Source organism: Aliihoeflea aestuarii, assembly GCF_024105665.1.
GTDB classification, from domain to species: domain Bacteria; phylum Pseudomonadota; class Alphaproteobacteria; order Rhizobiales; family Rhizobiaceae; genus Aliihoeflea; species Aliihoeflea aestuarii.
In genome coordinates, this window is record NZ_JAAAMK010000001.1 from 651,922 (window position 1) to 664,497 (window position 12,576).

Annotated in this window: 14 protein-coding genes; 1 reads left to right on the forward strand and 13 read right to left on the reverse strand. The window is 64.8% G+C overall.

Going from position 1 to position 12,576, the window contains the following annotated elements; all coding sequences use genetic code 11:
• Positions 1-89 precede the first annotated feature (89 nt).
• From GTW25_RS03245 to GTW25_RS03265, 5 genes are all read right to left on the reverse strand, one after another.
• On the reverse strand, positions 90-1,748 hold the full coding sequence (locus GTW25_RS03245; RefSeq protein WP_252910452.1) for a recombinase family protein: 1,659 nt from the start codon (positions 1,746-1,748) through the stop codon (positions 90-92).
• Positions 1,745-2,143, reverse strand: a complete 399-nt coding sequence (locus GTW25_RS03250; RefSeq protein WP_045318682.1) for an HVO_A0114 family putative DNA-binding protein — start codon at positions 2,141-2,143, stop codon at positions 1,745-1,747. Before GTW25_RS03250 ends, GTW25_RS03245 begins: the two co-directional genes overlap by 4 nt.
• Positions 2,140-2,493, reverse strand: a complete 354-nt coding sequence (locus GTW25_RS03255) for a toxin-antitoxin system TumE family protein (protein WP_021696290.1) — start codon at positions 2,491-2,493, stop codon at positions 2,140-2,142. Before GTW25_RS03255 ends, GTW25_RS03250 begins: the two co-directional genes overlap by 4 nt.
• On the reverse strand, positions 2,490-2,807 hold the full coding sequence (locus GTW25_RS03260) for a hypothetical protein (protein WP_148291405.1): 318 nt from the start codon (positions 2,805-2,807) through the stop codon (positions 2,490-2,492). The genes GTW25_RS03255 and GTW25_RS03260 overlap by 4 nt, the downstream gene beginning before the upstream one ends.
• A gap of 235 nt (positions 2,808-3,042) precedes the next feature.
• A complete protein-coding gene (locus GTW25_RS03265; RefSeq protein ID WP_021696289.1) occupies positions 3,043-3,909 on the reverse strand; it encodes a DMT family transporter in 867 nt (288 codons plus the stop codon).
• Between the two features lie 86 nt (positions 3,910-3,995).
• On the opposite strand from GTW25_RS03265, the gene GTW25_RS03275 reads away from it, so the two are divergent.
• The gene (locus tag GTW25_RS03275) at positions 3,996-4,583 is read left to right on the forward strand and encodes a helix-turn-helix domain-containing protein (RefSeq protein ID WP_045318695.1); all 588 of its coding nucleotides are present in this window, start codon (positions 3,996-3,998) and stop codon (positions 4,581-4,583) included.
• On the opposite strand, the gene GTW25_RS03280 is transcribed toward GTW25_RS03275, so the two are convergent.
• Genes GTW25_RS03280 through trbE form a run of 8 tightly spaced genes read right to left on the reverse strand, consistent with a single transcriptional unit; the run spans position 4,561 to position 12,569 of the window.
• Positions 4,561-4,848 (reverse strand): DUF2274 domain-containing protein, encoded by a 288-nt coding sequence (locus tag GTW25_RS03280; RefSeq protein ID WP_207209523.1) that lies wholly within the window; start codon positions 4,846-4,848, stop codon positions 4,561-4,563. The two genes, GTW25_RS03275 and GTW25_RS03280, sit on opposite strands and share 23 nt — an antisense overlap.
• Before the next feature lie 2 nt (positions 4,849-4,850).
• Complete coding sequence (locus GTW25_RS03285) at positions 4,851-5,978, reverse strand: TraB/TrbI/VirB10 family type IV secretion system protein (protein ID WP_021696287.1); 1,128 nt, start codon at positions 5,976-5,978, stop codon at positions 4,851-4,853.
• Positions 5,975-6,976 (reverse strand): P-type conjugative transfer protein TrbG, encoded by a 1,002-nt coding sequence (gene trbG, locus GTW25_RS03290; protein ID WP_021696286.1) that lies wholly within the window; start codon positions 6,974-6,976, stop codon positions 5,975-5,977. Before trbG ends, GTW25_RS03285 begins: the two co-directional genes overlap by 4 nt.
• Entirely contained in the window at positions 6,973-7,662 is a 690-nt protein-coding gene (trbF, locus tag GTW25_RS03295; RefSeq protein WP_021696285.1) for a conjugal transfer protein TrbF, read from the reverse strand. The genes trbG and trbF overlap by 4 nt, the downstream gene beginning before the upstream one ends.
• Positions 7,659-9,020 (reverse strand): P-type conjugative transfer protein TrbL, encoded by a 1,362-nt coding sequence (gene trbL / locus GTW25_RS03300; RefSeq protein WP_021696284.1) that lies wholly within the window; start codon positions 9,018-9,020, stop codon positions 7,659-7,661. Before trbL ends, trbF begins: the two co-directional genes overlap by 4 nt.
• Positions 9,021-9,022: 2 nt before the next feature.
• Entirely contained in the window at positions 9,023-9,289 is a 267-nt protein-coding gene (gene trbK-alt, locus GTW25_RS03305) for a putative entry exclusion protein TrbK-alt (RefSeq protein ID WP_021696283.1), read from the reverse strand.
• A 14-nt stretch (positions 9,290-9,303) separates the two neighbouring features.
• Positions 9,304-10,080, reverse strand: a complete 777-nt coding sequence (gene trbJ, locus GTW25_RS03310) for a P-type conjugative transfer protein TrbJ (protein ID WP_021696282.1) — start codon at positions 10,078-10,080, stop codon at positions 9,304-9,306.
• Positions 10,077-12,569, reverse strand: coding sequence for a conjugal transfer protein TrbE (trbE, locus tag GTW25_RS03315; RefSeq protein WP_021696281.1), 2,493 nt, complete (start codon positions 12,567-12,569; stop codon positions 10,077-10,079). The genes trbJ and trbE overlap by 4 nt, the downstream gene beginning before the upstream one ends.
• Positions 12,570-12,576 lie beyond the last annotated feature (7 nt).

Here is a 12,576-nt window from a genome sequence, read left to right on the forward strand (position 1 = left end):
AATCAGTATCTTGTGTCAAGACGAAAAGTATGGTGACGTAGGCGCTCGGGCATTCCAATATGGCTGATTACATACTACGAATCTGGGGGTCAGAGGTTCGAATCCTTTCGGGCGCGCCATTTCAGAACAGAACTATGAACGCCGAACGCCGCCGTTTCTACGCTCGAAGCGGCGACCAGCGTTCGCAGTAATTCCGACTTTGATCCCATGATGCGAACCTCGTCGTCGGCAACCTCGACGCGCTGCGCCAGGGCGCGCAGGTGGTCGCGGCGATAGCCGCCAGCATCAAGCCGCATCCGTTCACGTGCCTTGCGGGCAAACCCCTTTAGCATGTCGGGGCTGACACCTTGATTGCCTGAACTGTCGAGCGCGAGCTGCGTGCGCTCCGCATCGGCGGCGGCCTGATCCCGCAACGCCTTGAGACCCGCCATCCGCTCCTTCGCCATCGCGTCGTCCTTGTCGATCATGCCCGCTTCGATGGCGTCAAAGAGACGGCCGAGCCGCTGGTCGGTTTCGGTGATTCGCCTGTGAAGCTCGGCAAGATGCTCGCGACGGCGCTCGGTGCGCTCCTGCCGGTGGTCGATGACGCTGGCGAGGATGGCTTCCAGCCGCTTGGGCTGGAGCAAACGATCCCCGATATGATCGGCGACAAGATGGTCCAGCTTGTCCATCGGGATCGTGCGGCCTTTGCAGCCGGTCTTACCCTGCCGCGCCTTGGTCGAGCAGGTGTAATAGCGATATGTCGCGCCCGTGCTGCCTCGGCCGGTGCGAAGCGTCATTGCGCCTCCGCACTTGGCGCAGAAGCAGATGCCGGTCAGCAGCGTCGGGCCGCTGGAGACGCGCGACGGCGTTACCATAGGATTGCGGGATTTCAGGCGGGCTTGCACCGCGTCGAACACCTCGCGCTCGATCAAGGGCGGCACCGCCATGATGGCGACCTCACTCTCCGGCTTCTTCTCCCGGTCCTTGTGCGAGCGCGTGTTGAACCTGTGTTCGCCGATATAGGTCGTGCGGGTCAGGATGGCATGGATTTGCGCTAGCCCCCAGCGCCCGCCGTCGCGGGTGAAGAAGCGGCGCCCGTTGAGGTAGGTAGCGATGGCCTTGACGCCCATCGCGCCGGACGTGCCGTCGCCTTCAAGAAACAGGCGGTAGATCAGCCGCACGGTGTCGGCGTGGAGCGGGTCGATCTCCAGTTTCTTCTTGATCTTCGATCCGCGTTGCTCGGCCGCGACGATGCGATAGCCGATTGGCGGCCGTGCACCGTTCCAGAAGCCTTGCCGCGCATTTTCGTTCATGGCGCGCAGGACGTGCTTGGCGTTCTCCTTCGACTGGTATTCGTCGAACAGCGCCATGATCTGCCGCATCATCTGGTGCATGGGATCGTCGCCCATCTCCTGCGTTATGGAGACCAGCTTGACCCCGTTCCTCGCCAGCTTGCGAACGTAGAACTCCATCTCGAAGTGATCGCGGAAGAAGCGCGAGAAGCTATGAACCACGACAATATCGAACGGCGCGGGCTTGGACGTGCCCGCCTCAATCATGCGCTGAAACTCGGGGCGTTTGTCGTTGGTGGCGGTTGCACCCGGTTCAACATAAGTCTCAACGAGCTGGTAGCCGCGTTGTTCGCAATAGGCTTCGCCCTGCCGCTTCTGATCGGGAATGGAAATATCATGCTCGGCCTGTCGAGCAGTAGAGACGCGCAGGTAGAGCGCGGCGCGAGCGGTTATGGTTCGGCTGTGCATGTTCATGGTCGGCCTCCCGAAGCCTTCCTCGGTTTGGCGCGGTCGATCAGCGGCAACGCCAATTCCACGCCGTCATGCACCACCTTGGGCGCGAGCTTGCGGCCGTGGCCCGGCTCAAACCGCACAAGGCCGTAGCTCTCCATCGTCTTGAGGGTGCGTGAGAGATTGGAGCCGGCCCGGCCGGTGATTCCCGCCAGTTCCTCCAGCGACGCCGGGGCTTTCTCGGCGATGACGCGCAGCAACTCGCGGTTCCCGGCCGACAGCACCTTGGCAAAGGATTCGGTCGAGGTGAACCACACCTTCGGATCGCTGGGCGCGGGCTTTTCCTGGCCGCGCGCAATCCGCATGGTGCGGGCCTTCATTTCTTCGTAGTCGGCAATCCCGACTTTCAATGTAGTCATAGGGCACCTCGCTCCTTCAACACCGCGTCCACCGCCTGCCAGAAGTCGGCCAGCAACGTGGCCGCATCCTCGTAGGCGTAGGGCTTCACGGTCTGGAGGCGATGGCGATGGTCCATCGGCTCGCCGCGTCTGCCCCGGCCGATCGGATGGGCGTTGTCGAAGCCGACCAGCCGTTCGCCCGAAGGCCCGTGAAGCGTGAGCGAGTAATCGAGACCGTGCGGCTTGTCCGGTGAGGCCGGAACGCGGGTGACGACGAACTTCACCCAATGACCGCCCTCGGGATCGACAAAGAGCATCTGTCCATCGAGGTCCAGAAGCGTGTCGAGGCCCGGATCACGATGCCCGCTCAAGTCTCTTTCCTATCAGTTTGTGATAGGAAATGCAAGCCATCATCCGGCTTTCTCGGGTTCAAGAGTTCATCGAAAACATCGCCGAACCAACGCTCGAACACGTCAATCTCGGCCTCGCTGACGGGAATATCCACGGGCCAATCGTCGGTGACACGCATTCTCTGCCCATTCGGTGCAAGAAGTGGCGCATCGCGTGCTCGCGCTCGGCCGTCCAGCGCTGGATCGTCCGCGTAGTCGAACAGATCGTCGGGAAGTGGTTCGGGGATCGACTGCCGTGGTCGCCCTTTGCGGGCGCGGCGACGCTCTGCGCACATGGAATCCTCCTTGGTCCGGTGTGGATTCCGGCGCGCTCAAGGCCCCGGAATTAAGCGAACGATGGAGGGCAGTCGGCGGCCTGTAGCGTGCCGCATTTGCGTCTATGCGCTGGCGGCACTCCCGAGGTGCTGCTGACGCCAGTTGCGGCCTTTCGTGGAACGTCAGGTCGGGCGTAGGGTGTCGCAGAAATCAGACGCGAACTTGTCCGCCTAATCGTGAGTTGTGCGATGACATCTACTGTTTGGGATGTGACCAACCAAGATTCATTGCAGCAGCCGACAGCAGGATTGCACCCGCTCCAGCAAACTGCATGAGGTTCATCTTCTGGTCGAATGCCAACCAGTCCACGATGATCGCGACAACCGGATAAATAAACGAGAGAATCCCGACGAGGCTAGTCGGCAGTTTTTGGAGCGCTCCATACAGCAATGTGGACATCACCGCCGTATGCACGACGCCGATGGTCAGTAGCATCGCCCATGAGGTCGCACCCGCCGGTCTGCCGGCGAAAGGCAGGAGCATGATTGCTCCTACACTGAGTTGAATAAGGACGATCAAATGGGGCGGAACGCCCTTCAACTTTTTCGCAATCAGCGCTGCCGCCGCATAAAAGAAAGCGGCCCCGAGGGCCATCAGAACACCGATGGAAAAGTCAGGCGAGTCCGCCCCCGACACGGATCGGCCAAGCACGATGCCAAGCATGCCCGCGAAGCTGAGCACTAGCCAACCCAGCTTGTTCAGCGTGAGCCGTTCGCCAAGCAACAAGACACCGAGCCCCACGAGCATGAAGGGCTGGGTATGGTAGATAACCGTCGCCACGGAGATCGAAGCATAGGCATAGGCCCCGAACAGAAAGCTCCAGTTCAGCGCGAGTGCGACGCCACCTAGGACGATCCATGCGAATTGACGTCGATTGAAAACATCGCGTCGGAGAAATCCAAGCATCGCGCAAACGATCAGCATGGCAGCCGAGCCGAACAGGCATCGCCAGAATACGGCTGCGGATGGCGCGAGACCGGACTGGATCGCGAACCATCCGACCGTGCCTGAAATCGTCATGGCGAGCGTCATTTCCGCCACGCCGCGTTTGTGCGTGTTCATACTAGCTCCGTATGATATAGTGAACGCTAGAGCGGTATAATGAACGAGCGAAGACCGTCCGTCAAAAAGAACAAGTGGATTCTATGATGAACGATGACCCGAGTAGCGGAAGTCCCCTAAGTCCGTCCCCGTCGCCCATCCACTATCTTGCCAACTCCCTTCGTCGTGAGCGCGAGAGAGCTACGCTGTCTGTCAGCGAACTTGCGAAACGATCAGGGCTGGCGAAGTCCACTCTGTCCCAGCTTGAAGCCGGAAACGGGAACCCAAGCCTTGAAACCTTGTGGGCATTGGCGATGACGCTGGGCATAGCGGTCAGTCGCCTGATCGGCGAAGCACGCCCGTCGGTTCAGATCATCCGGGCTGGCGAGGGCAATGCGACAGTTTCCAATAGCGGCCGCTACGCTGCCACCCTCCTGTCGGCATGTCCTGCCAACGCGATGCGGGACATATACCGGATCGTGGTTCAACCCGGCGAACCCTATGTGTCGAGGGCCCATGGCATTGGCACGATAGAGCATGTCATCCTCGCCACCGGCAGCGCTAGGATTGGCCCCGAGGGGAACGCCGTCATCCTGCGGCCAGGGGATTACGTGAGCTACCCGGCTGACACCTCGCATGTTTTCGAGGCGACGGAAGCCGACACGCTCGCGATCATGATGATCGAGAATACCTGAGCGGCCATGTCGCCGTCATGACTGCATTTCTATGAGTTGGCGTTCGGCTCGCTGCCCGCCGAGCCTTGGCGAACCCGCGATCCGTGGCGATGAACCGCTCCAGCATGGGCACGATTAGCTTGGTGGGATCGGTGACGGGCCTGCCGGTTTCACGGGTCAGCACCTCGGCATAATCTATCAGATCGCGGTTGAGCGTTGCGGGCAGCTCCAGCGTGACCTTCACGGGCTTGTCGTCCGGCAGCGGGCCGAGTTTCAGCTTGGTCATGGTCAACCTCCTGCCGGCTCGAACACAAGGTCGCGGGTAACGATGATCCTGACCGGGAAGCCGGGCCGGATGGTCAGCGTCGGCGCGACCTGCAACTGGCGCTGGACGATCTGCTGGCCCGCCTGATTGACGGTATCCTGTGCGCCGTCGCGGATGGCGCGGGTCAGGCGGTCCTCGTCGCTGGTCGCCAGTTCCGCGCCGACCGCGAGCAGCGTGGACAGCCCTGCGGCCTTCATCAGATCCCACCAATGGTAATCGACGCCATCCTCAAGGCCGGCGTAACCGCTGGCGTCCGCGCCCGGCAGGCGCTCCAGCACTATGGAACGGCCGCCCGGCAGGATCAGGCGATTCCAGACCAGCAACACGCGGCGCTGGCCGAAGGTCACACCATCATCGTATTGGCCGATAATGCGTGTTCCCTGCGGGATCAGAAGCAGCGAGCCGGTCGGGCTGTCATAGACGTTCTCGGTGACTTGCGCTGTGATCTGGCCCGGTAGGTCCGAACGGATGCCGGTGATAAGCGCGGCTGGGATCACGGCCCCGGCCTGTAGTATCCAGGGCGACGCCGGCGGCGTGACACGATCCGGGGCGACGGTCTGTCGGTCCACGGGTCCATTGAGGAACGCCGCGTGGCGATCCTGTGTCGCGGGCTGTCCGCCGAGGCCAAGGCCAGCGAGGCCGGGCATGGCCGTCCCTGCCGGCGCTCCTGTGCGCGGGCCGGACTGGAAGAACACATTGCTCAAGCGCGCGGCTTCTTCCTCGGCGAGACGGCGCTGTTCGTCGGGATCGACGGCGGGCGTCGTCATGACGGGCGGCGCGACCGGCTGACCCCGGTTCTGCGCGTCGAGGATCGGACGGCCGAGGTCGCCCGGCAAGGCCGGTCCCAGGACCGGGCCGCTGTAGTCGCTCGGCAGGCCCGCCAGCCCATCGGCGGTTTGCCGGTTGTTGGTCGAGTAGAGTTCGCCGCCGTCTGGTCCTGCGTCGCGGGTCTGGAGCGCGTAGATCAGTGCGCCGCCGATGCCGAGCAAGGCGACGGCACCGACGCCGGCCAGCATCTTGCGCGACAGGCGGGTGACGCGGGGCGATTCAGCGCGCAGGCGCATGGGGGCTGCGGTATCGGTATCGCTCATGAGGACGATCCTCCGGCGGTCGTGCTGGCCGGCTGGGCTGCGGCCTGCGTCGGGTTGGTGCGGACGATCCTGACGACCTGCTGGTGGCTACCGCTGCCAAGGCGCAGCTCGGCCGCGCCGAACAGGCGGTCCACGATCAGGACGTTCTGGTGGATGCGCGAATTGACGATCTGCGGCTCGCCGTTCGTGCCGAGAACGAAGATGGGCGGCATTTCTCCCTGCACGATCCCGGCCGGGAAGACTACATAGACGCGCAGGCCATCATCGAAGACGGAAACCGGCCGCCATGGCGGGCTATCGCCCTGCACCTGCAAACCGTAGCGATAGTTCCGCGCAGCCTCGGCCGGGATGATCGGCGCGGCCGGAACGGTCTGGCGCTGCCCTGCCGGCGGGGCGGGATAAGCCCAAGCCACGGCTGGCATGTAGAGCGATTCCCGCGCGCGCAGCTCGATCATGTAGGTGCGCCGGTCGGTGGTGACGACAAGGTTGGTGGTAATGTCCGGCCGCGTCGGCTTCACGAGGATATGGGCGCGACGGTTCGCGCCGCTGCCGCTCTCAGTGTCGCCGATGATCCAGCGGGCGGTGTCGCCCGCCGCAATCGGCCCCGCGCCTGTCAGGCTTTCGCCCGGCTCCAGCGCGATCGTCGTGATCTGCCCGACTGCGGCATAGACCTGATAGAGCGCGCCTTCCGACCACGGATATATCTGGATCGCGTTGTAGTAGCCTTCCCGGCGCGGCTCGACGCGGGCGGCTGCATTGGCGTTCTCGACGCGGCCGGCCGGCGTGCCTGCGGCGGTTCCGCCACGCGCGACGGTCCATGCCGGGGGCACATGCAAAGGCCGGGGCGTGTTGTCGGCTGCTGCCGCCTGCACGGTCGGCAGCGGCGGCACGCTGGCGTCATAGCTGAATTGCGGTGTCCGGTTGGTGGCGCAGCCTGCGAGCATGGTCGCCGAAAGCAGCATGGCCGCGATTGTAGGGGTGCGGGTGATCGTCCTCATTGGCTCATCTCCCGCGACCACGAAATTGCATTGACATAGATTCCCAACGGGTTGGCGCGCAGGCGCTCGGCGTCGCGCGGTGGCTGGATGACGATGGTGAGGATGGCTGTCCATCGCTCGGTCGTGGCGAGCTGGCCGTTCTCGAAATGCCTTTCCGTCCACGCCACGCGAAAACTGTTCGGGGATGCGCGGATGACGCTCGACACCTCCACGGCGACCTGCTGACGGCCGACCTTGGCGAAAGGATCATTGGCGCGGGCGTAGTCGTTGAGCGCCGCCGCGCCCCGATCCGTGGTCCATTCGTAGGCGCGAAGCCAGTTCTGGCGGACGATGATCGCATCGGCCGGGATCGCGCGGACCTGCTCAATGAAACGGCCGAGGTGGAAAGCAATCTGCGGATCGGTCGGCCGATAGTCGGCGTTGGCAGGCGCGACGGTTTGCGCCTGACCGAGATTATCGACCTGCACTACCCACGGCACGACGGTCCCGCGTGCGGACTGCCAGACCAGCGCCGAGGCGAAGCCGGCCGAAAGGATCAGCGAACCGAAGGCCATGAGCCGCCAATTCCGAGCCTGCACACGGGCCGAGCCGATGCGCTCGTCCCATGCCTGCGCGGCCTTCTGATAAGGCGTCTCGGGTTCCGGCGATTTGCCGTAATGGGTTGCTGGTCGTTTGAAGATGCTCATGAGCGGTCACTTTCGGAAAGGTTGATGGAGGAACCGGAGCCGTGGCTGTCGCCGGAGCGCACCGCATGGGCGGCCATGGTCGTGCCGTGGTTCATGGCCTGCGAGCGCCGCATCCGTTGCGCCCACGCGGGCGGGCTGCCGGCCGGGCCGGATGCTGCTGCGGCGGGATCGGCGCTCGCGCCGCCGACCGTGCCCATGGTCGAGCTGCCGCCCGACGCGCCGAATCCGGCTTTCGCGCCAGCGGAGAAGCTGGATTTGACGGATTCGCTGGCGCGCGCGGCGGCGCGTTTGAGCGGCGAGATAGCCGCCGATCCTGCGGCACGCGCGACGCCGCCGAGGCCGGAAGCGACACCGGCCGTGCCGGACTGGCCGAGCGATCCGACGCTATAGGCGGCGGTCGCCGCGCCCGCGGTGGCCGCGCCGCCGCGGACGGCCGCTGCCCCGCCGGACAGGGCAGCGGCACCACCTTTGGCGGCGAGCATGGCCCCGCCGCCAGCGGCGACGGCTGCACCTGCGACCGCAAGCCCGGTTCCCACGGCAGCGCCCGCGCCGAGCTGCGGGCCGCCCGAGACGATGCCGTTGGCGATGCCGGGGCCGAAGATACCGAGGCCGAGCAGCGACAGCGCGGCGAGCACAATCGCCATGGCGTCGTCGATGGTCGGGGTTGCCCCGCCGAAGCCGGCCGTGAATTGCGAGAACAAGGTGCTGCCGATGCCGATGATGACGGCGAGCACCAAGACCTTGATGCCGGACGACACTACGTTGCCGAGCACCTTTTCGGCCATGAAGGCGGTCTTGCCGAAAAGGCCGAAGGGGATGAGGACGAAGCCGGCAAGCGTGGTCAGCTTGAACTCGATCAGGGTCACGAAAAGCTGGATGGCGAGGATGAAGAAGGCCAGCACCACCAGCGCCCATGCGAACAACAGGCACGCGATCTGGATGAAGTTTTCAAAGAAGGCGATCCAGCCCATCAGATCGGAAATGGAATCGAGCAACGGGCGGCCGGCGTCGAGGCCGGTCTGCGCCACGCGACCCGGCCGCATCAGATCGGCAACGGAAAAGCTCGTCCCCGATGCCATGAGGCCGAGGCCGGCGAAGCTCTCGAAGACGATCCGGGCGAGGTTGTTCCAATTGCCGATGATGTAGGCGAAGACGCCGATGAACAGGGTCTTTTTGACCAGCCGGGCGATGATGTCGTCATCCGCGCCCCATGCCCAAAAGAGCGCGGCGAGCGTCACGTCGATGACGATCAGCGTCGTGGCGATGAAGGCGACCTCGCCGCCAAGCAGGCCGAACCCGCTGTCGATGTAGGAAGTGAATACGCCTAGAAACGAGTCGATGACGCCCGTGTTGCCCATGGTCAGCGCGCCTCGCTGCGATCACGGCCGAGGAAGCGGTCGCGGGATTCAGCCCATGCGGCGAGGCAGTCGGTGTCACTCGCCGCCGCCTCGCCGAGCTGCTGGCAGCGGCGCAGGGTTTCGCGCAACGGGTCGGCCGGGGGCTGGAAGGCCGGCGCAGGGGGTGGCGCGGAAGGTTCATCCTTCCGCGCCATGTCGATTGCGGTCGCCGTGACGGCGATGGCGATGAACACCACGGCCCCGAGCCGGGCCAGCATCTTGCCGTCCATGGCGAGCCTCCCGGTCAGTTGTTGCCGTTGTTGAACATCTGCGCGTTGCCCGGCTGGTAGCCGGTGCCGGGCGTGAGGAAGCGACGGCGCTGCTCGCGGCCCTGTTCGGCGGCGGTCGCACGCTCGGCCTCGGTCAGCGCGTCGGCGCGGCCATTTGCCGAGATGACCGCGATCAGGTCGGAAAGCTGCTGCGACTGGAGGGCGAGAAGCTGGTTGCCGGCCTGTGTGGCTTGCAGCGCGCCGGTCGCGCCCTGACTCTGGCCGACAAGGGCCGCCATCTCGGCGCGGTTGCTGTCGATATTGCCGACCGCACCTGCCTGAACGCGCATCGCATCCTGCAAGCCGCCGACCGTGTTTTCCCACCGGCTGCGCGCATCGGCGACCAGTTGGGCGTCGGTCGCCGAAAGCGAAACATTGCCATATTGCTTCTGGAACGCTTGGTCGATCTGGCCGACCTCGAACGCGATGTTCTGTGCTTGGCCCAAAAGCTGCTGCGTGCGCTGGACGCTTTGCTGGAGCTGCTGGAGCGACGAATGCGGCAGGCTCGCCAGATTGCGGGCCTGATTGATGAGCATCTGCGCCTCGTTCTGGAGGCTCTGAATCTGGTTGTTGATCTGCTCCAGCGTGCGCGCGGCGGTAAGCAGGTTTTGCGCATAGTTGGTCGGGTCATAGACGATCCGGCCGAAACCGAATTGCGCATGGGCCGGGCTTGCCAGCATGGGCGACAGCGCGACAGGCACGGCGAGCGCCAGCGCGAAGGCCGAGGCTCCGACGATCTTGGAATAGGTCATGGAAGAATCTCCTGTGTGGGGTGGGTATCGAGCCGGGGCGGCGTGGCGGATTCCGGTCGGTCGGCTAGATTGGTGAGGTTCGGGATCAGGTCGGCCGCCCAATCGACGCCGCGCTCGCGCAGCCATGCGGCGAGGAAGCCGTCGCGGCCGTGTTCGGCGACGATCTGCGCAATGAGCGTCTGGTCGGATTTGGCGGATGCGGCGCAGAGGGCGAGGCCGACTTCGGACAGGCCAAGCTCGAACAGGCGATTGCCGCTGCGGCTTTGGCAGTAATAATCCCGCTTAGGCGTAGCCCGTGCGAGGATTTCGATCTGCCTGTCATTGAGGCCGAAGCGGCGATAGATGGCCGTGATCTGCGGTTCGATGGCCCGCTCGTTCGGCAGCAGGAGCCGCGTCGGGCAGCTTTCGATAATCGCGGGTGCGATGTTGCTGCCGTCGATGTCGCTGAGCGACTGCGTGGCGAAGATGACGCTGGCGTTCTTCTTGCGCAGCGTTTTCAGCCATTCGCGGAGCTGGCCGGCGAAACCCTCGTCGTCCAGCGCAAGCCAGCCTTCATCTATGATGAGCAGCGTGGGGCGTCCGTCGAGCCGGTCGCCGATGCGATGGAACAGATAGGCGAGCACGGCCGGAGCCGCGCCGGTCCCGACCAGCCCCTCGATCTCGAACGCCTGCACGTCCGCCGAGCCGAGATGTTCCGCCTCGGCGTCGAGCAGCCGGCCATAGGCACCTCCGACGCAATAGGGCCGGAGCGCCTGTTTCAAGTCGTTCGACTGGAGCAGCACGCTCAAGCCGGTGATCGTGCGTTCTTCGACCGGCGCGGAGGCAAGCGAGGTCAGCGCCGTCCAAAGATACTCTTTGACCTCCGGCGTGATGGCGACGCCCTCGCGCATGAGGATGGCCGCAATCCAGTCCGCCGCCCATGCGCGTTCATAGGTATCGTGGATGCGGGCAAGCGGCTGGAGCGAGACGGACGTCTCGGCCCCTTCTGTCAGCCCGCCGCCAAGGTCGTGCCAGTCACCGCCCATGGTGAGCGACGCAGCGCGGATCGAGCCGCCGAAGTCGAAGGCGAAAACCTGTGATCCCGCATAGCGCCGGAACTGCAAGGCCATGAGGGCGAGCAGCACGCTCTTGCCCGCGCCCGTGGGGCCGACGACAAGGGTATGGCCTACGTCGCCGACATGGAGACTTAGCCGGAACGGGGTTGAGCCTTCGGTCTTTCCAAAGAGCAAAGGGGGCGCACCGAAATGCTCGTCCCGTTCCGGCCCCGCCCACACCGCCGAAAGCGGGATCATGTGGGCGAGATTCAAAGTGCTGATGGGCGGCTGGCGGACATTCGCGTAGGCGTGTCCGGGCAGGCTACCGAGCCATGCGTCAACCGCGTTGACCGTCTCGGGCATAGCGGTGAAGTCGCGGCCCTGAACGATCTTCTCGACCAGGCGCAGCTTCTCTTGCGCCACGCGCGGGTCGGCATCCCATACCGTCACCGTTGCGGTGACGTAGGCCATGCCCGCCACGTCCGCCCCAAGCTCCTGCAACGCCATGTCGGCGTCGAGCGCCTTGTTCGCCGCGTCGGTGTCCACAAGGGCGGACGCCTCGTTGGTCATCACCTCTTTCAAGATCGCCGCGATGCTCTTGCGCTTGGCGAACCATTGGCGACGGATGCGGTTCAGCAACCGGGTCGCATCAGTCTTGTCGAGCAGGATCGCCCGCGTGCTCCAGCGATATGGAAACGGCAGCCGGTTCATCTCGTCGAGCAGGCCCGGCGTCGTCGCGGTCGGGAATCCCACGATGGTCAGGACGCGCAGATGTGCGTCGCCAAGGCGCGGCTCCAGCCCGCCGGTCAACGGCTGGTCGGCGAGCAGCGCGTCGAGGTGCATCGGCACCTCCGGCACGCGCACGCGATGCCGGTTGGTCGAGATGGTGGAATGGAGATAGGTCAGCGTCGCGCCGTCATCCATCCAACGGCACTCGGGCGTGAAACCGTCGAGCAGCGCCAGCACGCGGTCGGTGCGGTCGATGAAGCCGCGCAGCAGTTCCCACGGGTCCACGCCGGTTTTCTCGCGACCCTCATAGAGCCATGCTTCAGCGCGGGCGGCCTCCTCGGCCGGAGGGAGCCAGAGGAAGGTGAGGAAGTAGCCCGACACGAAATGCGCGTCCGCTTCCTCGAAACCGGCTTTCCGCTCGGCATCGACCAGCGCCGACGCGGGATCGGGAAAGGTGCTGTCGGGATAGGTCGCGGCTTCGCTGCGCTGTGCCTCGACGAAGATGCTCCAGCCGGAGCCGAGACGGCGCACGGCGTTGTTGATGCGGCCGGCGACGGCGACCAGCTCGGCCGCTACGGCGGAATCCAGATCGGGACCGCGAAACTTCGCCGTCCTCTGAAAACTCCCGTCCTTGTTCAGGACGACGCCCGAGCCGACCAGCGCGGCCCATGGCAGATAGTCGGCGAGCCGGGATGCGGTGCGGCGGTATTCTGCAAGGTTCATCATAGCCGCG